The organism is Aeromicrobium sp., assembly GCF_050700635.1.
Taxonomy (GTDB): domain Bacteria; phylum Actinomycetota; class Actinomycetes; order Propionibacteriales; family Nocardioidaceae; genus Aeromicrobium.
In genome coordinates this window covers 15,917-36,475 of record NZ_JBOHDT010000005.1, presented here as the reverse complement: position 1 = coordinate 36,475, position 20,559 = coordinate 15,917, and the positions used below count along the sequence as shown (strand labels likewise).

The following is a 20,559-nucleotide window of genomic DNA, read 5'->3' as shown; positions in this document are numbered from 1 at the left end:
ACCTCCTCCTCCCGGTCGACACGTCCGCGTCCATGCTCGCGTCGTCGATGAGCGCTCTCGGCGGCGGACAGATCATGACGATCGCGGACGCCGACGTCATCGCCGAGGTGCAGAGCGAGCTCTCGTCTGCGGGCCAGGCCGAGCTGGATGCCAGCGCGGCTCTGCTCACCGCTCGCGGGCAGCAGATCACCTCCATCCTCACGGAGGACGACCCGATCACCGCCCTGTGCGAGCTCGTCGCCAAGACCGAGTCGGCCGAGGCGATCATCCTCACCGAGCCGCACATCGTGCGCGAGTTCCTGCACATCGACTGGACCTCGCGCGCCAAGCGCAAGCTCGACGTCCCCACGCTCCACCTGCTCGAGCACGTTCCCTTCTCGGCGCAGACCTGATCCTGACTGGCGCGCGTCAGTAGCCTTGACGCATGGGACACAACGTCGAGAAGACCGATGACGAGTGGCGCTCCGAGCTGAGCGCGGCCGAGTACCACGTGCTGCGCGAAGCCGGCACCGAGCGCCCGGGCAGCAGCCCCTACGAGATCGACCCGACGATCGGCGTGTACGCCTGCCGGGCCTGCGGCGCCGAGCTGTTCCGCAGCGAAACGAAGTTCGATGCCCACTGTGGCTGGCCGGCGTTCTACGCGCCCCTCGCGGAGGATCGCGTCGAGTACATCCAGGACAAGTCGTTGTTCCAGACCCGCACCGAGGTGCGTTGCGCGAACTGCGGGTCTCACCTCGGTCATGTGTTCGAGGGCGAGGGTTTCGACACCCCCACCGACCAGCGCTACTGCATCAACGGCATCAGCCTGAAGCAAGTGCCCGACGCGACGTAACCCAGTGCCGAGCTCGCGAGAGACTTAGTGACCATCGGCGAGCGCTCGAGACGTGCGATGCCTGGACATCTTCTCTCTCGCCGATGGTCACTAAGTCTCTCGCGAGCGTTGGTGGGTGCAGAGCTACGCGAGCCGACAGCGAGACGTGAGGTTCTGACTCAAGGCCAGAGTGACGTCAGCTCAGACATCGTGTGGGCGCGACCGGTATAGAACGGGATCTCCTCGCGCACATGACGCCGGGCGCGACTGGCGCGCAGCTCGCGCATGAGGTCGACGATTCGGTGTAGCGTGTCGGCCTCGAACGCCAGGATCCACTCGTAATCGCCAAGCCCGAACGACGCGACGGTGTTGGCCCGCACGTCCGGGTAGTCGCGCGCCTGCATGCCGTGCTCCTTGAGCATGTCGCGGCGATCCTCGTCGGGCAGCAGGTACCACTCGTACGAGCGGACGAACGGATAGACGCACACGAACGGGTACCCGGGTTCGTCGGCCATGAACGCGGGGATGTGGGACTTGTTGAACTCGGCGGGACGGTGCACCGCCATCTGCGACCACACCGGGGCCATGCGCGACCCGAGGGCGGTGCGACGGAAGTCGTTGTACGCGACCTGCAGAGCCTCCGGCATCTCGGCGTGCCACCAGATCATCAGGTCGGCGTCGGCACGCAGACCGCTGACGTCGTAGGTGCCCCTCACCACCACGTCGCGCTCGGCCAGCTTTCCGATCAGCTCCTCGACCTCTGCCGCCTCGGAAGCGCGGTCGGCATCACCGAGCACACGCTCGAGCCGGAACACCGACCACATCGTGTAGCGGATCGTGTCATTGATCTCTTTCGCCAGCTTGCCCTTGTTCTCGACCATGGCCCTAGTCTCCCAAGTCGACGAGAAGCCGTCTCACTGCACCACGAGCCGATCCGATGACCGCGGGCACACCGACGCCTTGGTAGACCGCTCCGCACACCTCCAGACCGCGCACGGCGGCGACCGCACGGTCGACGGCGCCGACCCGCTCGAGGTGGCCGACCTCGTACTGCGGTAGGGCGCCACCCCACCGCTGCACGTGCCACCCGGTCGCGTCAGGCAGGTGTCCGGTGGCCGTGCGGAGATCGGCGAACGCCGCGGCGGCGACCGTGGCGTCGTCCTGATGGAGCAGAGCGGTGCCACCCGCGCGACCCACCGAGGCCCGGAGCACCGTCCGGCCGGACTCGGCCAGCCACGCCCACTTCTGTGACGAGAAGGTGGCGCCCTTGATGACCGTGCCGTCGACCGGCGGCACCAGGAACCCCGACCCGGGGAGCTCGACGTCACCGTCGATCACGAACGTGACGATCGCCATGCTCGCGTAGGTGACATCGGCCAACACGAATGCGGCCTCGGGCGCAGCATCCGCGAGCAGCCGTGCCGCAGCCGGCGCGGGTGTGGCCAGCACGACGGCGTCGACCGCCTCCTGGCCGTCGTCGAGCGCGAGCGTCCAGGCACCGTGGGCCGGCTGGATGTCGCGGACGACGGCGCCGGTGCGGACCTCCGCTCCCGAGACCTCGGCGAGCGCTGATGGAAGCCGGCCCAGCCCACCCTCGAGGCCTGCGAACACGGGCCCGCCCCGGGGTGTGGCGACGGCGGCGGCCGCTCCCGCCAGGAGGTCGTCGCCGAGTGCCAGGATCGGAGCACCGGCTGCGGCCAGCGACAGCTGGTCCGCATGACCGGCGTAGACCCCGCCCAGAAGGGGTTCCACCAGACGGTCGAGCACCTCGTCTCCGACCCGCGCCCGCACGAACCCGCCGACCGACACGTCCTCATGCGGCGCCGGAGCAGGACGAGAGACGGGCTTCTCGGTGACGATCCCCGACTCCATCAGGGCGTCGACGTCGGCCGGGATGCCCATCACCGTTGGTGGCATCGGACGCAGCGCGCCGCGCGTCCAGATGGCTGCCGAGCTGGTGGCGGGGTGCACCATCGCATCACCGAGTCCGATCTCGGTACACAGGTCGGTCGCCTCCGGGCGTCGTGCCAGCAGCGCCTCGGCCCCCACGTCGAGGGTGACGCCGTCGACCTCAGCCAGTCGCAGCTTGCCGCCGATCCGGTCCGAGCCCTCGAGCACAACCACGTCGAGGCCGGCCTTGCCGAGCGCGTATGCGGCAGCGAGTCCGGCCACGCCCCCGCCGACGACCGCGACGCGCATCAGGAGCCGTGGACGAAGTCGACCAGCCGGGCCAACGCATCGGGATCGGTTGCCGGCAGCACCCCGTGTCCGAGGTTGAACACGTGGCCGCGAGCCGTGCGACCGGCCGCGATGATCTCGGCCGCCCGGGCATGGACCAGCTCCGTCGGGGCGAACAGCAACGTCGGGTCGAGATTCCCCTGCACCGAGCGGTCCGGACCGATCCGTCGCACGGCCTCGTCGAGGGGCACGCGCCAATCGACACCCACGACGTCGGCGCCTGCGTCACCCATCGCGCCGAGAAGCTCCCCGGTGCCGACACCGAAGTGGATCCGCGGGACGTCCAGGTCGGCCACGGCGGACAGCACGGCGGCCGAGTGCGGCGCCACGTACTCCTGGTAGTCGGCGAGTGAGAGCGTTCCTGCCCACGAGTCGAACAGCTGGATCGCCGACGCACCTGCCTCGACCTGCATCCGCAGGAACTGGCCGGCGATCGTCGCAAGCCGCTCGAGCAGCGTGTGCCACAGCTTGGGCTCGCCGTACATCAGCTCCTTGGTGAGCCGGTGATCGCGCGACGGGCCGCCCTCGACCAGGTACGAGGCCAGCGTGAACGGTGCTCCGGCGAACCCGATCAGCGGCGTGCCGCCGAGCTCGCCCACCAGCCCCTTGACCGCGTCGGTGATCGAAGCGACGTCGTCAGGCTCGAGGCCACGCAGCTGGTCCAGCTGCTCGGCCCGGCGGATCGGCTCGGCCACGATCGGGCCGGTACCAGGCACGATGTCGAGGTCGACGCCGACCGCCTTGAGCGGCACGACGATGTCGGAGAAGAGGATCGCCGCATCCACGCCGTACCGACGCACCGGCTGCATCGTGATCTCGACGACCATGTCGGTGCGGAAGCAGGACACGAGCATCGGCACGTCCTCGCGGATCGCGAGATACTCCGGCAGCGAGCGTCCGGCCTGCCGCATGAACCAGACAGGCACGTGGTCGACGGACTCGCCACTGCAGGCCCGGAGAAAGGTGCTGTCGGAAGTAGGAGTCACAGTCCGACGATTCTGTCAGGTGCCCATGCACTGGTCCCCGCAGGGCTTTGAGGGTGTGTCGGGGCGGCGCGTGACCGACGACACGCCTACGATCACGTTGTGGGTGTCCGTAGCGAGATCGATCGCACTCCCCCGGCCTTCACCGCAGCAGTCGAGCAGGTGGGCCGCGCCGTGCTGCGGCCGGAGGTCGTGGTCGACACCATGCCCGCGCCACAACGCATCGCACCGTTCGCTCACGCTGTCAGTGGCGACGTCGAAGTCGGCGGCGACGAGGTGGGCACCGGCCGTTTCATCCTGCTGCACGACCCGGCCGGCAACGACGCCTGGGGCGGCACGTTCCGCTGCGTCACGTTCACCCGCGCCGACGTCGAGCCGGAGATGGGCGCCGACCCGTCGCTTCCCACCGTCGGCTGGAGCTGGCTCACCGACGCGCTCGATGCGCACGGCGGCGAGTACACCGCGCCGAGTGGAAGCGTCACCGTCGTGCACACCGAGGGCTTCGGCGAGATGGCGGCGGACGGCGCCGACGCGCAGATCGAGGTCCGCGCGTCCTGGACGCCCACCTCCGACGTGGGCCCGCACGTGAGCGCCTGGGCCGACCTCCTGTGCGCCATCGCCGGACTACCGCCACTCGCTCCAGGCGTCATTCCCCTCCAGCAGCGCCGGCGTGGTGCCCGTTGACGGCTGAGGAGGACGCCGCTCCGCCCATGCCCCGGCTGAGCCTGCGAGATCCGCTCCCTCCCGTCATCGAGGACGCTGACGCGCTCGACGCCTACTGCGGGGCTGTCGCGGCCGGTTCGGGCCCGGTCGCCCTCGACGCCGAGCGCGCCTCCGGCTACCGCTACTCCCAGCGCGCCTACCTCGTGCAGGTGCGCCGGGAGGGTGCCGGCACCGCCCTCGTCGACCCCATCCCCATCGGCGACCTCACGCCCCTCGACGACGCGATCGGCGACTCGGAGTGGATCCTGCACGCGGCCACGCAGGATCTCGCCTGCCTCGCCGAGATCGGGCTGCAGCCGCGGAAGCTGTTCGACACCGAGCTCGCCGGACGTCTGCTCAACCTGCCTCGGGTGGGCCTGGCCTCACTCGTCGAGCACTACCTCGACCACAGCCTCGCGAAGGAGCACTCGGCCGCCGACTGGTCGACCCGGCCCCTCCCCGAGCCGTGGCTCGTCTACGCCGCCCTCGACGTCGAGGTGCTCATCGAGCTCCGTGACCTCATCGCGGCCGACCTCGAGAGGGCCGGCAAGACCGAGTGGGCGAGGCAGGACTTCGAGGCGTTGCTCTCCTTCGCCGGTGCGGCACCGCGGAAAGAACCGTGGCGCCGCACGTCGGGCATCCACCGCGCCCGGGGACGCCGCGCACTCGGCCTCGTGCAAGCCATCTGGGAGGCCCGCGACGAGATCGCCGCCGAACGTGACGTGACGCCCGGACGCATCCTCCCCGACTCCTCGATCCTGGAGATGGCGCGTACTCCCCCGTCGAACCTCGGCGAGCTCAGGCAGATGAAGGTCATGCGCAACCGCGGCCCGCGTCGGTTCCTGAGCGAGTGGCACGACGCGATCGAGCGTGCACTCGGCATGCCCGAAGAGGACCTCCCGGGGTCATCTCCTCGACGCGACGGCCCACCACCTCCGCGCGCATGGGCCGAGAAATACCCCGACGCGGCGGACCGGCTCGGCCGGAGCCGTGAAGTCATCGCGGAGCTGGCCGAGAAGCACGACCTCCCCGCCGAGAACCTGCTGGGCCCGGCCTTCGTCCGCGGTCTCGCCTGGGATCCACCCGACCCCATCTCGTCGGAGTCCGTGGGCGTCGTGCTGGCCGCCGGCGGCGCCCGCCCGTGGCAGATCGAGCTCACCGCCGCTTCCCTCGCCACCGCCTTGCTGCCGGAGTAGAACGTGTCTGTGCGCGCTACGTGACCACGACCGGTCTACCGTGATCCCATGAGCGAGCGCACGGGGACGCGGCCATGAGCGGCTACCGCCGACCGGCCATGCCAGGCCCGCAGCTGTTCGAGGCGCAGGCCGAGGATGCCGATCCGGCTGAGCTCGCTGCCGCGGGTCACCGCATCGCCCACCTGCTCGTGCGCGGCCCCCACGACGAGACCGACGCTGGCCTCGTCGCCCGCGTCCTGCATCTCGCCGACGAGGAAGGCCTCGGCGTCATCGCCGACCTGTGGTCACATGCCGCACCCGACACCGTCGCCGGCGCGCTGTGGCGCCTCTACTTGTTGCGCACCTGGGTGCACGGCGAGCCCTCGCAGGCGGCCCGCGAGTTCGCGGCCGGCAAGGCGTTCGCGCCCGTGCACGAGGTGCTCGCCGGCGTTGTCGACCCACCGGGACCCGACGAGGTTCTGACGCTCGTCGACACCGTGGTGAGCGGCATCGTCGGTGACGACTTCGACGTCACTCTCGACCGCGCCGCAGCGTTCGCGCACATCGTCGGAGTCGGTCGGGCGCAGCTCGACAGCGGCGATCCCGACAGCGGTGCACGGCTCGTCGACATGGCCACCCATTTGCGCCGGGCTGCCTCCCTCGAACGCGCGGAAACCTTGCACTGACACGCCACAAAGTCAAGCCTTGTCCGTGCACCATGCTCGGTTAGGCTGGGTCCGGCGTCGGGCCGCGGCAGCCCCGGGTCCCAACATCAGCCGCCACGAGCGGCCAAGCGCCGTGAGGTGCTTCCCGGCCCGACGCCAAACTTCACGACAGGTGCAGACCATGCTCGACCACATCTCGATCCAGTGCACCGACGTTGCCGCGAGCAAGGACTTCTACGACACCGTCCTCGAGCCACTGGGTGGTTCCCGAGTCATAGACTTCGACGAGGTCGTCGCTTACGGCGTCGGACAGATGCCGACCTTCTGGCTCGGCCCCCACACGACCGGCGAGGGGTTCCGGGAGTCCCACATCGCCTTCATGGCGCCGGATCGGGACGCCGTGCGGGCCTTCTTCGCGGCTGCCGTCGAGCTGGGCGCGGAGGTGCTCCACGAGCCCAGGGAGTGGCCGGAGTACCACCAGACCTACTACGGCGCGTTCGTGCGCGACCCGGACGGCAACAACGTCGAGGCGGTCTGCCACCGGCCTGAGTAGCGAACACGACGAGACGTTCGGAACTCCCGGGTCAGTCGGCGAAGGTCGTGTACGACTGCGAGGGCGGCCCGATCTCGGCCAGCGCCGCGAGGACGTCGTTCGAGGGCTCCCATGCGGCAGCACGGATGTTCTCCTCGACCTGCTCCGGACGCGTCACTCCCGCGACGACGCTCGCGACGGCCGGCTTGGCCGCGAGACCACCGATCGCGAGCTCCAGCAACGAGATGCCCTGCTTCTCGGCGAACGCGTCGAGGGCCTCGATCCGGTCCCAGTCGGCATGGGCCAGCCGCCGTGCCTGCGACGACAGCGCGAGGCGCGTCCCGGACGGCGCATCCTCGCCGCGCCGATACTTGCCGGTGAGCAGCCCATAGGCCAGCGGGAAGTACGGCAGGATGCCGACCCCGAGCTTCTGACAGGCCGGCGTCAGCTCGACCTCGGCCGTGCGGTTGTACAGCGAGTACTCGTTCTGCGCCGTGACGAACGACGCCAGACCGCGCGTGCGTGCCGTCCACGCCGCGTCGACGAGCTGCCAGGCCTGCAGGTTCGAGCACCCGATCGCCCGCACCATGCCGGCGGTCACCAGCTCGTCCAGCGCCCCGAGGGTCTCCTCGATGGGCGTCCGAGGATCGGGCACGTGCAGCTGGTAGAGGTCGATGTGGTCGGTGCCGAGCCGCCTGAGACTTGCCTCCACCGACGTCCGGACATACGCGGCCGAGCCCCGACGTCCACCGTCGTCGCCGCTGTGTCCCTTCATGTCCATGCCGAACTTGGTGGCGATGACGACCTCGTCGCGGCGTGATCCGAGCGCCGTCCCGAGCATCTCCTCGCTCGAACCCAGACCGTAGGTGTCGGCCGTGTCGAAGAACGAGGCGCCCTGCTCGATGGCCACGTCGACGACGGCCCGGACCTGGTCTAGATCCATCCGCGTCCCGAACGCATTGCAGCCGATTCCCACGACCGGCACCGAGACGTCGCTGGATCCGAGACTGCGCTGTTCGAGGCTCATGCATCCAGCCTAAGAAGGGCCACCTAGACTCCGGGCATGGCGTCGAGACCCTCCTTGTGGCGAGCGATCGCGGCGTTCGCGGTCGTGGCCGCCACCCTCGCTCTGGCACTCACCAGCTCGGCCAAGCTGGGCCTCGACCTGCGCGGCGGTACCCAGATCGTCCTGGAGACCCAGAGCACGGATCGCGTGACCGCTGACGCCGAGGCCACCGACCGCGCGCTGGAGGTGCTGCGCGGACGCGTCGATGCCCTGGGTGTGTCGGAGCCGACGTTGGCGCGCTCCGGTGAGAAGCGCATCATCATCGAGCTGCCCGGTGTGCAGGATCCGCGTGAAGCGGCCGAGGTCATCGGCAAGACCGCCCAGCTGACGTTCCACGAGGTGCTCCGCGTCCCCGAGCCGAATGCCGAGCCGCAGAAAAGTGAACGGATCGTCAAGGACGAGGACGGGGGTCCCATCGTCGTCGGGAAGCCGCTCCTCGACGGCAACGGCGTCTCCGACGCCGTCGCCACCACCCCGGAACAGGGCGTTGGTCAGTGGGTCGTCAACGTCGACTTCAACGGCGAAGGTCGGGACGGGTGGGGCCAGCTCGTGTCCGACGCCTGTGCGAACCAGGAGGCCGGCCAGCGCGTGGCGATCCTGCTCGACGACGAGGTGATCTCCTCCCCCGGCGTCGTTCCCGAGCTCTGCGCCGCGGGCGGCGGCGCGGCCACGTCCATCAGCGGCAGCTTCACCCAGGCGTCCGCGTCGGATCTCGCCGTGCTCATCAAGGGCGGCGCGCTGCCGGTGCCGGTCGAAGTCATCGAGCAGCGCACGGTCGGCCCGACGTTGGGTGAGGCCGCCATCGACGCTTCGATCGAGGCGGCGATCATCGGCATCGCCCTCACCGGCCTGTTCATCCTGTTCGTCTACCGCCTGCTCGGCCTGATGGCGACGATCGCACTCGCGGCCTACGCCGTGATCGCGTACGGAACCCTGGTGTGGCTCGGAGCCACCCTGACCCTGCCGGGTCTCGCCGGATTCGTGCTGGCGATCGGGTTGGCCATCGACGCGAACGTCCTGGTCTTCGAGCGAGCCCGCGAGGAGTACGCCGCGCGCGAGCACGCGGGCCTCTCCCCTGCGCTGAGCACGGGATTCTCGAAAGCGTGGTCGGCGATCATCGACTCGAACGTCACGACCCTGCTCGCGGCGGCACTCCTGTTCTTCCTGGCGTCCGGTCCTGTCAAGGGCTTCGGCGTGACGCTGTCGATCGGCGTGCTCGCGTCGATGTTCTCGGCGCTGGTGGTCGCCCGGGTGCTGTCGGAGTGGGCGGTGCGCCGGGGTCCTGTCCGGGCACGGCCCGGTATCAGTGGCATCGCCGGCGAGGGCCGCCTCCGGCGCTGGCTCACCGAGGACGGTCCGGACCTGATGCGACGGTCGGGCACGTGGATCGTGGTCACCGTGCTGGTCGGCGTGGTCTCGGTCATCGGCATCGTCGGCCGCGGGCTCGACCTCGGGGTGGAGTTCACCGGCGGACGGCTGCTGGAGTTCTCGACCTCGACGACTCTCGACCCCGAGACCGCACGCGAGGCCGTCAGCGACGCCGGGTTCCCGGCGGCTGTCGTTCAGTCGTCGTCGGGCGACGGCGAGACCGAGAACGTCACGGTGCGCAGCAGCGAGCTGACGAACGACGAGGCCTTCGAGATCGAGCAGGCCCTCGGTACCGTGGCCGAGGACGTCACCAAGGAGCGCGACGAGCTGATCGGACCGAGCCTCGGCGACGAGCTGCGCAACAAGGCGCTGATCGCGTTCGCCGTCGCGATCGCCGCCCAGATGCTGTACCTGGCGTGGCGGTTCCGCTGGACGTTCGCGGCCTCCGCCGTGCTGTCGATGTCCTCGGTCGTGCTGACGGTGGTGGGCGTCTTCGCCTGGTGGGGCAAGCCGATCGACGGCGTGTTCCTCGCGGCCGTGCTGTCGATCATCGGCCTGGCCGTCAACGACACCATCGTCGTGTTCGACCGGATCCGTGAGCACACCAGGGAGGACCGCGGCAGGCCCCTGCGCACCGTCGTGAACGAGGCGATCCTGCAGACGATCCCGCGAACGGTGAACACCGGCCTCGGTGCGATGTTCATCCTCGCCGCGTTGGCCGTCCTCGGCGGCAGCTCGCTCACCGACTTCGCGATCGCCCTTCTGCTGGGACTGTCGATCGGCATCCTGTCGACGATCTTCACGGCGTCCGCGCTGGCCGTCGTGCTCGAGGAGCGATGGCCGTACGACCCCACCGCCCCGAAGAACCGCACGGTCGACCCGTACGCGCACGTCTCCGACCGACCGAGCGACGGCGCTGTCGTCTAGCCAAACGGCAGCACGTCGGGCGAGAGCGCCACGGCGCGAGCGACCGCGGCGGTCATCCGGCGGCGGTGGTGGCGTCGGCACAGCACCTCGTAGCCGACCGAGGGCGCCGAGCGGTGCGGATCGTCGTCCTCGACGTCGCCGACGACGATCACCTCACCCTCGGTGACCATCTCGCCGTTCTCGGTGCGCGCGTTGTGGGTGGCGCGCTCGCCGCACCAGCAGAGCGCCTCGACCTGGAGCGTGTGAACGCGGTCGGCGAGCTCGACAAGTCGCGCCGATCCCTCGAACAACCGCGTGCGGAAGTCGGTCAGGATGCCGAACGCGAAGACGTCGATGGACAGCTCGTCGACGATCTTCGAGAGCTGGTCAACGTGCTGGCGGGTGTAGAACTGGGCCTCGTCGCACACGAGGTAGTCGATGCGTTCGCCGTGGGTGAGGGCGTCGACGACGAAGTGCCAGAAATCGAGCTCGGGCGTGACCTCGATGGCGCCGACCTCGAGACCGAGCCGGCTCGAAAGCGTGGCTTCGCCGGCTCGGTCGCGTGAGGTGAAGACCCGGCCGACCCGGCCGCGCGCGCGATGGTTGTGATCGACCTGGAGGGCGAGCGTGCTCTTGCCGCAGTCCATCGTGCCCGAGTAGAAGTTCAGCTCCGCCACATCGTCATCCTCTCAGCCGACGAGCAGCGGGATGCTCAGCTCGGCCTCGGTGACCGAGCCATGAAAGCCATGCATCTTCATCTCGATCGCGAAGTCGACCGACGAGAACACGGCGAAGTCGCCGAGCGACGCCACGAGCACGTCGCCGATGCGGCCGCGCACCTCGGGGGCGATCGGGCCGAACCAGTCGTCGAGTCCCTGCTGCGTACTGACGATCGCGCGCTCCCCCAGGAAGTCACGCCAGTGGCCGGCGACCTCGGCCTCGGCTCCACTTCGCGTGTAGATGTGGCGGAACCTCGCCTCACCGGCCACCATCACGACGTCGTCGCGGAGGCCCGGGTATGCGTCGAGGTCGAACCGGTCGTGCTGCGGAAGGTCGACCATGCCGTGGTCGGCGGTCACCAGCAGCACCGTGTCGGCGGGCAGGGCGGCGCGCAGCTCGGCGACGTCTGCATCCACCGAGGCGAGCGCTTCACGCCATTCCAAGGACGTGCACCCCTTGGCATGGCCGGTGTGGTCGAGCAGGGACTCATACGCGTAGACGACGCCGCGCGGAGCGGACTCGATGAGCTCGACGACGACGTCGAGCCGCTCCCAAGTCGACTGGACACCATGGAACGGCACCCCGCGCTGACTGCACAGCGTGAGACCGGACGACGCGAACTTGGCGTCGTTGACCGCGGCCACCGTCAACCCGGTGTCCTGCAGGAGCTCGAGCACCGTGCGGTGCGGCTGCCACTGCTCCGGCACGACCGGCTGGTCCCAGGTGAGCGAGTTGAGGCGTTCGCCGGTGGCCGGAACCCGGCTGGTGTACCCGACCATGCCGTGCTCGCCGGCCCGCAGGCCCGTGCCCAACGAGGTGAGGCTGGTGGCCGTGGTCGACGGCACGCCGCACACGAGATCGTCGATGCCCGGGAGCGATGCGAGGAACGGGGCGGACGCGGCATTTTCCTGCAGCAGGTGCGAGCCCAACCCGTCGATCAGCATCACGACGAACCGCGGGGCCTCCGGCAAGCCCAGGGCGTCGGTGAACCCGGGGACTCCAAGGGCGCCTCCGACCGACGGCAGGAGCTCGTCGAGCGTGTGCCTGCCCAAGGGTCCGAACCGCTCGGCCGTGGGGGGCGGTTCCATCAAGAGGGGACCATCAGGCGTGACCAGCCGTGGCGGCGTTGGTGGTGGCCGCGGAAAGGACGCGGGCGAACTCGAGGAGCCGACGCACCGCCTCACCGCCGTCGGCGGCCGCGCTCAGACGCAGGGAGAAGTCGTCGCCGGTGAGGTTGCCGGTGTAGCCGTGGTCGGCGTCGCACTCGGGGTCGTCGCACGCGGCCGGCTCGAGGTCGATGCGGGAGACGGCACCCCATCCGACGGTGAGGACGACCTCCTCGAGCTGCTTGGACGACGCCGACACCATGCGGGTGACCACGACCGACCGCACGTGTGAGACCGGGACGGCCTCGCTCGTGGTGGACGTGTAATGCTTCAGGATCAGGTCGTCCGGCGGGTGCTCGTCGGTGTGCACGAGCACGACGCGGCTGGGCGTGAGGACCAGCACCGTCATGTGGCGACGGATCTCGTCGCGGTCGAAGGTGGGCTCGTGGTGCAGGACGTACGCCGAGACGGGCTCGTCGGCCAGGACGTCGCGCAGGCCCTCGGCCACGATCTCGGGGTAGTAGCCGCTGCGTGAGACCTCGTCGAACACCTCGGGCGTGCGGTCGTCAGTCATCACGTCAGGGTATCCCCCGAAGGAACCTGCTTGCTGAGGCGCCGGACGTACCAGTCGCCGCGACGATCGGCCGACGGGACGACCTTGGCGCGCGCGCTCAGTGCGGTGAGACCGGCCGCGCCCACGAGCACCGGCTCGAGGTCGAGCTCGGCGATCTCCGGGAGGTCGTCCTTCATGGCCGCCAGCCGCAGGATGACGTCCTGGACGGCGTCGACGTCGACGGCATCGGAGCCGCGGTAGCCGAACAGCAGGGGTGCCGAACGCAGCCCGGAGATCATCGCCCCGGCGTCGCTGTCGGTGAGCGGCGGGATGCCGTACGAGCGGTCGCCGAGCAGCTCACTCGGCGCACCAGCGAGCCCGAACGACACGAGCGGACCGAAGAGCGGGTCCTCGGTGACCGAGAACGAGACCGGGATGCCGTCCGGTGCCGATGCCTGCACGAAGAACCTTGTGTCGGAGCGCATGCCGGTCCAGCGCGTGAGGCTGTCCCACGCCTCACCCATCTGCTCGGCGTTCTTGACGTCCCGCCAGATGTGGATCAGGTCCGGCCGGGCCCGAAGGTGCTCGCTACCGCCCTTGAGCACGACGTCCCAGCCGAGCTCCTCGCCGGCGGCGATCGCCTCGTCGCGGGTGTGCACGTTGATCCAGCGCCACAGGTCGATGCCGTAGCAGGCCAGCAGGTCGTGGACCTGCTCGGTGGACAGGATCGCCCCGCGCGGCGCGGCTGCCAGCACCTCGCGCACGAGCGTGCGGGCGTCGCCGGTGCGGTGGTCGAGGGCGATGTGAAACGTGCCGTGGTCGCGCGACGCCCACTCGGCATAGTTGACCACTCGCGCGAGCGCGCGCACGGCCGACTCCGGTGCGGCGTACGACGGCACCGAACCACGTCCAGCCGCACCGCCCTGGACGTCGGTGACGCGCAGGAGCTCAGGCACGCCCTCGCTGCCGAGGAACGTCGAGACGATGGGCTTGTCGGACTGCTCCCCCACGGCTGCGAGCACGTTGGCGACCTCGTCGCCGCTGGTGTGGATCGGAGGCACGTAGACCGCCATCAGCGCATCGACGTCGGGGCTGGCGAGCGCCGACTCCAGCGCGAGCTCGAAGTCGTCGGCTCCGGCGTTGGCACCCAGGGACACCGGCTCGGCGACCTGTAGACCGGCCTCGGTGGCCGCGTCGGTGACCAGCAGTGCCATGGCGTCGGAGTTGCCGACGACGGCGACCCGGTTGCCGGACGGCAGCGGCTGGTGCGCCAGCACCTGGGCGACGTCGAACATCTCGTCGAGGTTGTCGACCTGGATGACCCCTGCCTGGCGGAACATCGCGTCGACGGCGGCCTGGGGCGCCGAGCTGCGCTTGACCGCGTGCCCGACCGGGACGCCTTGCGTGGACCGACCCGACTTGACCGCCACGACCGGCTTCTTGCGTGACACGCGTCGGGCGATGCGGGAGAACTTGCGCGGATTGCCGATGGACTCCAGGTACAGCAGCACGACCTCGGTGGCGTCGTCCTCCTGCCAGTACTGCAGCAGGTCGTTGCCGGAGACGTCGGCGCGGTTCCCGGCCGACACGAAGGTCGAGAGGCCGAGACCCCGCCGCGAGACCGACTCGAGGATGGCCGTGCCCAGCGCGCCCGACTGGCAGAAGAACCCGACCCGCCCGGGCGGGGGCATCGACGGGGCGAGGGAGGCGTTGAGCTGCAGTGCGCGAGCGGTGTTGATCACTCCCAGACAGTTGGGGCCGATGAGGCGCAGCCCGTAGCTGCGGCTCAGGTTCACCAGGGCACGCTGTCGCTTGCGTCCCTCGGCACCCTCCTCGGCGAACCCGGCCGAGATGACGATCAGACCGTGCACACCCTTGGCCGCGCAGTCGAGCACGACGTCGGTGACGGACTCCGACGGCACGGCCACGATGGCCAGGTCGACCTCGCCCGGGATGTCCTGCACGGTCTTGTAGGCCGGCAGGCCGGACACGGACTCGGCCTGCGAGTTCACCGCGTAGACACTGCCTTGGTAGTCGCCGAGCACGAGGTTGCGCACCATGGTCTGGCCGATGGAGTTCTGCCGGCGGCTGGCGCCGACGACGGCGATGCTGCGAGCCGCGAAGATGCGGTCGATGGATGCAGCCTCGGCGCGCTGCTCGCGGGCGCGCATCACGTCGATGGAGGTGTCGGTGGCGCCGATCCGGAAGACCAGACGCTGCACGCCCTCCTCGACCATCCCCTCGACCTGGTAGCCCATCTCGCGGAAGATCTGCAGCATCCGGTTGTTGGCCGGCAGGACGTCGGCGGTGAACCGCCCGATGCCCCGCTCGCGCCCGGCCTGGGCGAGATGCTCGAGCAACAGCTGACCGACGCCGCGGCCCTGGTGGGCGTCCTCGACGAGGAACGCGACCTCGGCCTCGTCGTCGGCGACCGAGTCGTAGCGTCCGACCCCGATGATGAGATCGTGGAGCGTGACCACGAACGCCACCCGGCGGTCGAGGTCGACGTGCGTGAAGCGATCGACGTCCTTTGTCGAGAGCTTCGGGTACGGCGCGAAGAATCGCAGGTACTTCGACTGGTCGGACACGCGCGAGTAGAACTCGACCAGTCGATCGGCGTCATCGGGGACGATGGGTCGTAGCTGAGCGACTCGACCGTCCTTGAGCAGGACGTCGGCGTCCCACTGAGGGTCGTCGATGGGCTCGTCGTTCACGCGCTCCAACCTATCGGCAGGCCGGCACGGCGTGGCTGGTGAGGCTGGGGCAGCGAACGCGGGAGAATGAGGGTTCGAAGCAGGAGAGGACGCATGGTACGCAGCACACGTCGGGCCCCCGAAGAGGAGTTCGACGAGCACATCATCGACACCGACATCACCGATGAGATGAGCTCGAGCTACATCGAGTACGCCTACTCGGTGATCTACTCCCGGGCCATCCCCGATGCGCGCGACGGACTCAAGCCGGTCCAGCGCCGCACGCTCTACACGATGGACGACCTGAACCTCCGGCCCGACCGCGGGCACGTCAAGAGCGCCCGCGTGGTCGGCGAGGTCATGGGGCGACTGCACCCGCACGGCGACGGCGCCATCTACGACGCGCTGGTGCGACTCGTGCAGCCGTGGTCGATGCGCCTCCCCCTGGTCGACGGACATGGCAACTTCGGGTCGTCCGACGACCCACCAGCGGCGATGCGCTACACCGAGTGCCGCATGGACGCCAGTGCCGTCGCGATGACCGCGTCGATCGACGAGGACACCGTCGACTTCCGGCCCAACTACGACGGCCGTGAGACCGAGCCGTCGGTGCTTCCGGCGGCCCTGCCGAACCTGCTGGTCAACGGCGCGTCCGGCATCGCGGTGGGCATGGCCACCAACATCGCGCCGCACAACCTCATCGAGATCGTGCAGGCCCTGCGCCACCTGATCGACCACCCCGGTGCCGACCTCGACGACTTGATGAAGTTCGTCCCCGGCCCCGACCTCCCCACCGGTGGCAAGATCGTCGGTCTCGACGGCATCCGCGACGCCTACGCCACCGGCAACGGCTCGTTCCGCATGCGGGCCACGGCCCGTATCGAGAACGTCACGCCGCGCCGCCGCGGCATCGTCGTCACCGAGCTGCCCTACAACGTCGGTCCCGAGAAGGTCATCGAGGCGATCAAGAAGCTCGTGCAGTCCAAGAAGCTGCAGGGCATCTCCGACCTCAAGAACCTCACCGACCGTCACAAGGGTCTGAACCTCGTGATCGAGGTCAAGAGCTCCTTCCACCCCGAGGCACTGCTCGACCAGCTCTACCGGCTCACGCCCATGGAGACGTCGTTCGGCATCAACGCGGTCGCCCTGGTCGACGGCCAGCCGCGCACCCTCGGTCTGCAGGAGATGCTGACCGTCTTCCTGCACCACCGCTACGACGTGGTCCGGCGTCGCACGTCGTTCCGCCGTCGCAAGGCCGCCGAGCGTCTGCACCTCGTCGACGGCCTGCTCGTCGCCATCCTCGACCTCGACGAGGTCATCCAGCTCATCCGCGGCAGCGACGACCGGGCCCAGGCGCGCACACGACTCACGAGCGTCTTCGACCTCAGCGACCTGCAGGCCGACTACATCCTCGACCTCCAGCTCGGCCGGCTCACCAAGTTCTCCCGTCTCGAGCTCGAGAAGGAGGCCGAACAGCTGCGCGCGACCATCGACGAGCTCGACGCGAACCTGGCCGACGACGCCCTGCTCCGTTCGGTCGTGGGCGACGAGCTCGACGAGATCGCGCAGCAGTTCGGCACGCCCCGCCGCACGGTGCTCCTGGAGGCCGCCGGTCAGGCGGTCACCGCCGCCGCACCGATGGAGGTCGCCGACGACCCGTGCTGGGTCCTGCTGTCCGCCACCGGCCTGCTGGCCCGCACATCCGACGACTCACCCCTCGGGGAGGTCGGCCGCCGAGCCAAGCACGACACGATCGTGGCGGCGGTGCGCACCACCGCCCGTGCACAGATCGGACTCGTCACCTCCGCGGGACGTGTCCGCCGGCTCAGCGTGGTCGAGATCCCCTCGATCCCGCCCACGTCGTCCGCTCCTCACCTGCAAGGGGGCGTGCCGCTGCGCGAGCTCGTGCATCTCGACGACCGCCCGCTCACGCTCATGACCTTCGACGACGACGGCCCCGGGCTGGCGCTCGGCACCCGCGCGGGTGTCATCAAGCGGGTCAAGCCCGATCACCTGAGCAACCGCGACGAGTGGGACCTCATGACGCTGGCCGATGGCGACGAGGTCGTGGGCGCTGCTCCACTCCACACTGGCCACGAACAGCTCGCTTTTGTCACCTCCGACGCCCAGCTGCTGCGGTTCGACGCCTCCGTGGTCAGGCCCCAAGGCCGCTCGGGCGGCGGCGTCGCCGGGGTCAAGCTCGCCGACGACGCCAAGGTCGTGGCGTTCGGAGTCCTGCGCGACGTCGAGCATGCCCACGTCGTCAGCGTGGCCGGCTCCACCGACGCCCTCCCCGGCACCCAGACCGGCAGCGTCAAGGTCAGCCCGATGGACATCTACCCGGCCAAGGGTCGCGCCACCGGCGGAGTGCGGTGCCAGCGCCTGCTCAAGGGCGAGAGCGGTCTCATCCTGGCGTGGGTCGGCGACGGGTCGCCGATCGGTTGCGCCACCAGCGGCTCCCCCGTCGAGCTGCCCGAGCCCACCGAGCGTCGCGACGCCTCTGGCGTCCCCGCCGCGCAGCCTCTCCTGGCCGTCGCGGGCCCCGTCTCACTGCTGCCCGGCTCGCACCCCACCGTGCAACACTGAATCCGTGCGAACCCGACTCTCGGCGATGCTGGCCGCCGTGCTCCTGATGGCCGGATGTCAGGGCGGTCCCGACGACGAGAACGTCGATGCGAGCGAGCTCCAGAAGCGGTTGTCCGCCGCCCGCACCACGCTCGACGACGCGGAGACCGTCAACATCTCGCTGGCCACCAAGTCGCTGCCCGACGGGGTCACCGGGCTCCTGTCGGCCACCGGCCAGGGCAACCACACGCCCGCATTCAAGGGTGTGGTCAAGGTCGTCACCGGTGGGTCCACGCTCAGTGCCGACGTCGTCTCCGCCGAGGGCACGCTCAAGGCCAAGACCAGCTTCTCGCCGGTCTACCTGAAGATCGACCCCGCCACGCTGAAGGCGCCCGACCCGGCCGCCCTGATCGATGCGGAGAGCGGCATCACCCAGATCCTCGACGAGACCAAGAACCTCAAGGGCGGCACGAAGTCGCGTGACGGCTCCGAGGTCCTGACCACCGTCACCGGCACCCTTCCCGGCAGCGTGGTGCGCACGATCATCCCGTCCGCCGACTCCTCGGCGACCTTCGACGCCAGGTACCGTCTCACCGACGACGACGAGCTGCGCGACGCCACGCTCAAGGGCCCGTTCTACCCCGAGGGCGGCGACGTCACCTACACCGTCAAGCTCACGACATCCGACCAGCCCGTCACGATCAAGGTGCCGTAGGCCGAAGATGAGGCAGACCGCGCCACGGGTCCTGCTCGGACTCGCGGCCGTCGCGATCATGTTCGCGGCCGCCGACACCTACGTCGTCGTACTGGCGTTGCCGGACATGATGACCACGGTCGGCCTCGACATCGACCAGCTCCAGCGCGCGGCACCGATCGTGTCCGGCTTCCTGCTCGGGTACGTGGGCGTGCTCCCCCTCATCGGGCGGATCTCGGATCTGCGCGGGCGCGTTCCGGTCCTGCTCGGATGCCTCATCGTGTTCGCCGTCGGCTCGGTCATCACGGCGGCTGCCTACGACCTGCCCAGCATCGTCACCGGCCGGTTCATCCAGGGTGTCGGCGGCGGCGGGCTCATCCCGCCCACCCTCGCCCTGGTGGCCGACCTGTGGCCGCCGGATCGTCGCGGGCTCCCGCTCGGGATCGTCGGCGCCGTGCAGGAGCTCGGCAGCGTCCTCGGCCCGCTCTACGGCGCCGTCGTGCTCGCGTTCGGGTCGTGGCGCGACATCTTCTGGCTGAACTGCGCGGTCGGCCTGGTGCTGGCCGCCGCGATGGTTCGTATGCGGGACACCGATCGGCAGGCCCCCGATCGACCCGGCCGTCTGGACGTTCCCGGGCTCGTCCTCGGTCTGCTCGGGGTCGTCGGACTCGCCCTCGTGATGCTCGAGCCCGACGTGCTCGCCACCGGTGTCACCACCGGTCTCGCCTTCCTTCCGGTGGTCGGCGAGTCGCGCTGGCTCACTCCGGTCGCCCTGGTCATGTTCGGACTCGCCGCGATGTTCGTCGTCCGCCAAGCCAGCGCCCGACGGCCGCTGCTGGACTGGCGCGGCTGGGCCGACCTCGGCCGCGAGACCGACCTGCGCGGCGCGCTGATGCTGACCGCCGGACTCGGCGCGGTCATCGTCGCGTTCGCGTCGGCGGAGCCCGAGAGCGCCGCGATCTCGCCGAACGCCCCCTGGTTGCTGCCCGTCGCGGCGCTCGCGTTCGCCGGCTTCTGGTGGCGTCAGCGCACGGCTCCCCTGCCACTCGTCCCGCGCGGGGCGCTGAGCTCGCGTCCGGCCTGGGGCGCGCTCGTCGTGTCGTTCTTCGTCGGTGCGAGCCTGATCGCTGCCCTGGTCGACATCCCGTTCTTCGCCCGCCTGACCGTGCACCGCGAGTCCCAGCTCGACGCCGCGCTCGTGCTGCTGCGGTTCCTCATCGCGCTGCCGATCGGCGCGGTGGTGGGCGGATGGCTGCTGCGTCGCGTGCCGGCGCACATTCTCACCGCCGTCGCCATGCTCATCAGCGCCGCAGCGTTCCTGCACATGAGGACCTGGGATGCCGAGTCGCTGAGGCACGAGACCGAGATGCTCTCGCTCGTGCTGGGAGGGTTCGGGTTCGGGCTGGCGATCGCGCCCGTCAACGCCGCGTTGCTGGAGCACACCGAAGGCTCGGTGCACGGAGTCGCGAGTGGGCTGCTGATCGTGGCCCGGATGGTCGGCATGCTGCTCGGCATCTCCGCCCTCACGACGATCGGTCTGCACGCGTTCTACGACGCATCGGCCGAGATCCCTCCCGCGGCCGAGCTCTGCGAAGGCGCCACCGCGGCCTGCAAGGCGTACCGAGACGCGGTACGCGACGCCGGCATCGCCCAACTGCACGCGGTGTTCGTCGGAGCGGCCACGTGCGCGGCCACGGCGGCCGTCCTTGCACTGGGTTTGCTGCGTCCGTCCACCGCTCACGTCACCTCCGAGGCTCACGACCACACTCGTTAGGCTCTGCC

Annotated in this window: 18 protein-coding genes; 10 read left to right on the top strand and 8 right to left on the bottom strand. The window is 69.8% G+C overall.

Translation table 11 applies throughout. The features are described 5' to 3' along the window. The coding region (locus ACRDPN_RS00550) for a hypothetical protein (protein ID WP_431445368.1) at positions 1-392 on the top strand (392 nt) is incomplete at its 5' end. A 32-nt stretch (positions 393-424) separates the two neighbouring features. Beyond that, complete coding sequence (gene msrB / locus ACRDPN_RS00545; RefSeq protein WP_431445367.1) at positions 425-832, top strand: peptide-methionine (R)-S-oxide reductase MsrB; 408 nt, start codon at positions 425-427, stop codon at positions 830-832. A gap of 158 nt (positions 833-990) precedes the next feature. Here the strand turns inward: msrB and hemQ are convergent, their stop codons facing one another. The 3 genes from hemQ to hemE are packed head-to-tail and all read right to left on the bottom strand — an operon-like array spanning position 991 to position 4,035. After that, positions 991-1,692, bottom strand: a complete 702-nt coding sequence (gene hemQ / locus ACRDPN_RS00540; RefSeq protein ID WP_431445365.1) for a hydrogen peroxide-dependent heme synthase — start codon at positions 1,690-1,692, stop codon at positions 991-993. A gap of 4 nt (positions 1,693-1,696) precedes the next feature. Then, positions 1,697-3,010: a protoporphyrinogen oxidase gene (gene hemG / locus ACRDPN_RS00535; RefSeq protein WP_431445364.1), complete on the bottom strand. Its 1,314-nt coding sequence runs from the start codon at positions 3,008-3,010 to the stop codon at positions 1,697-1,699. Beyond that, complete coding sequence (gene hemE, locus ACRDPN_RS00530; RefSeq protein ID WP_431445363.1) at positions 3,010-4,035, bottom strand: uroporphyrinogen decarboxylase; 1,026 nt, start codon at positions 4,033-4,035, stop codon at positions 3,010-3,012. The genes hemG and hemE overlap by 1 nt, the downstream gene beginning before the upstream one ends. 99 nt (positions 4,036-4,134) lie before the next feature. Here hemE and ACRDPN_RS00525 point away from each other — a divergent pair, with 99 nt between their 5' ends. From ACRDPN_RS00525 to ACRDPN_RS00510, 4 genes are all read left to right on the top strand, one after another. Further along, entirely contained in the window at positions 4,135-4,716 is a 582-nt protein-coding gene (locus tag ACRDPN_RS00525) for a DUF3000 domain-containing protein (protein WP_431445362.1), read from the top strand. Positions 4,717-4,742: 26 nt separating this feature from the next. Continuing rightward, positions 4,743-5,930, top strand: coding sequence for an HRDC domain-containing protein (locus ACRDPN_RS00520; RefSeq protein ID WP_431445361.1), 1,188 nt, complete (start codon positions 4,743-4,745; stop codon positions 5,928-5,930). A gap of 74 nt (positions 5,931-6,004) precedes the next feature. Next, on the top strand, positions 6,005-6,595 hold the full coding sequence (locus ACRDPN_RS00515) for a hypothetical protein (RefSeq protein WP_431445360.1): 591 nt from the start codon (positions 6,005-6,007) through the stop codon (positions 6,593-6,595). A 160-nt stretch (positions 6,596-6,755) separates the two neighbouring features. Next, positions 6,756-7,127, top strand: a complete 372-nt coding sequence (locus ACRDPN_RS00510; protein ID WP_431445358.1) for a VOC family protein — start codon at positions 6,756-6,758, stop codon at positions 7,125-7,127. Between the two features lie 31 nt (positions 7,128-7,158). Here ACRDPN_RS00510 and ACRDPN_RS00505 read toward each other — a convergent pair whose 3' ends face one another. Beyond that, positions 7,159-8,133 carry an aldo/keto reductase gene (locus ACRDPN_RS00505; protein ID WP_431445357.1) on the bottom strand — a complete coding sequence of 325 codons (975 nt, stop codon included), beginning with the start codon at positions 8,131-8,133 and terminating at the stop codon, positions 7,159-7,161. A 36-nt stretch (positions 8,134-8,169) separates the two neighbouring features. Here ACRDPN_RS00505 and secD point away from each other — a divergent pair, with 36 nt between their 5' ends. Next, the gene (gene secD, locus ACRDPN_RS00500) at positions 8,170-10,467 is read left to right on the top strand and encodes a protein translocase subunit SecD (RefSeq protein ID WP_431445356.1); all 2,298 of its coding nucleotides are present in this window, start codon (positions 8,170-8,172) and stop codon (positions 10,465-10,467) included. Here secD and ACRDPN_RS00495 read toward each other — a convergent pair. Genes ACRDPN_RS00495 through ACRDPN_RS00480 form a run of 4 tightly spaced genes read right to left on the bottom strand, consistent with a single transcriptional unit; the run spans position 10,464 to position 15,539 of the window. Then, on the bottom strand, positions 10,464-11,123 hold the full coding sequence (locus ACRDPN_RS00495; protein ID WP_431445355.1) for a thymidine kinase: 660 nt from the start codon (positions 11,121-11,123) through the stop codon (positions 10,464-10,466). The genes secD and ACRDPN_RS00495 overlap by 4 nt on opposite strands. Before the next feature lie 12 nt (positions 11,124-11,135). Continuing rightward, the gene (locus ACRDPN_RS00490; RefSeq protein ID WP_431445370.1) at positions 11,136-12,254 is read right to left on the bottom strand and encodes an alkaline phosphatase family protein; all 1,119 of its coding nucleotides are present in this window, start codon (positions 12,252-12,254) and stop codon (positions 11,136-11,138) included. A gap of 13 nt (positions 12,255-12,267) precedes the next feature. Next, positions 12,268-12,846, bottom strand: a complete 579-nt coding sequence (locus tag ACRDPN_RS00485; RefSeq protein ID WP_431445354.1) for a DUF5998 family protein — start codon at positions 12,844-12,846, stop codon at positions 12,268-12,270. After that, the gene (locus tag ACRDPN_RS00480) at positions 12,846-15,539 is read right to left on the bottom strand and encodes a GNAT family N-acetyltransferase (protein ID WP_431445353.1); all 2,694 of its coding nucleotides are present in this window, start codon (positions 15,537-15,539) and stop codon (positions 12,846-12,848) included. The genes ACRDPN_RS00485 and ACRDPN_RS00480 overlap by 1 nt, the downstream gene beginning before the upstream one ends. A gap of 93 nt (positions 15,540-15,632) precedes the next feature. On the opposite strand from ACRDPN_RS00480, the gene ACRDPN_RS00475 reads away from it, so the two are divergent. The 3 genes from ACRDPN_RS00475 to ACRDPN_RS00465 are packed head-to-tail and all read left to right on the top strand — an operon-like array spanning position 15,633 to position 20,551. Next, positions 15,633-18,104 (top strand): DNA gyrase/topoisomerase IV subunit A, encoded by a 2,472-nt coding sequence (locus ACRDPN_RS00475; protein ID WP_431445352.1) that lies wholly within the window; start codon positions 15,633-15,635, stop codon positions 18,102-18,104. Positions 18,105-18,108: 4 nt separating this feature from the next. Next, complete coding sequence (locus ACRDPN_RS00470; RefSeq protein ID WP_431445351.1) at positions 18,109-18,798, top strand: LppX_LprAFG lipoprotein; 690 nt, start codon at positions 18,109-18,111, stop codon at positions 18,796-18,798. A 7-nt stretch (positions 18,799-18,805) separates the two neighbouring features. Beyond that, a complete protein-coding gene (locus tag ACRDPN_RS00465; RefSeq protein WP_431445350.1) occupies positions 18,806-20,551 on the top strand; it encodes an MFS transporter in 1,746 nt (581 codons plus the stop codon). The last annotated feature ends 8 nt before the right edge of the window (positions 20,552-20,559 follow it).

Bases quoted from the DNA above. Each gene is read 5' to 3' on its own strand.
- ACRDPN_RS00505 (WP_431445357.1), bottom strand. From the start codon at position 8,133: ATGAGCCTCGAACAGCGCAGTCTCGGATCCAGCGACGTCTCGGTGCCG.
- hemQ (WP_431445365.1), bottom strand. From the start codon at position 1,692: ATGGTCGAGAACAAGGGCAAGCTGGCGAAAGAGATCAATGACACGATC.
- ACRDPN_RS00520 (WP_431445361.1), top strand. From the start codon at position 4,743: ATGCCCCGGCTGAGCCTGCGAGATCCGCTCCCTCCCGTCATCGAGGAC.
- ACRDPN_RS00515 (WP_431445360.1), top strand. From the start codon at position 6,005: ATGAGCGGCTACCGCCGACCGGCCATGCCAGGCCCGCAGCTGTTCGAG.
- hemG (WP_431445364.1), bottom strand. From the start codon at position 3,010: ATGCGCGTCGCGGTCGTCGGCGGGGGCGTGGCCGGACTCGCTGCCGCA.
- ACRDPN_RS00490 (WP_431445370.1), bottom strand. From the start codon at position 12,254: ATGGAACCGCCCCCCACGGCCGAGCGGTTCGGACCCTTGGGCAGGCAC.
- ACRDPN_RS00510 (WP_431445358.1), top strand. From the start codon at position 6,756: ATGCTCGACCACATCTCGATCCAGTGCACCGACGTTGCCGCGAGCAAG.
- ACRDPN_RS00485 (WP_431445354.1), bottom strand. From the start codon at position 12,846: ATGACTGACGACCGCACGCCCGAGGTGTTCGACGAGGTCTCACGCAGC.
- ACRDPN_RS00465 (WP_431445350.1), top strand. From the start codon at position 18,806: ATGAGGCAGACCGCGCCACGGGTCCTGCTCGGACTCGCGGCCGTCGCG.
- ACRDPN_RS00475 (WP_431445352.1), top strand. From the start codon at position 15,633: ATGGTACGCAGCACACGTCGGGCCCCCGAAGAGGAGTTCGACGAGCAC.
- secD (WP_431445356.1), top strand. From the start codon at position 8,170: ATGGCGTCGAGACCCTCCTTGTGGCGAGCGATCGCGGCGTTCGCGGTC.
- msrB (WP_431445367.1), top strand. From the start codon at position 425: ATGGGACACAACGTCGAGAAGACCGATGACGAGTGGCGCTCCGAGCTG.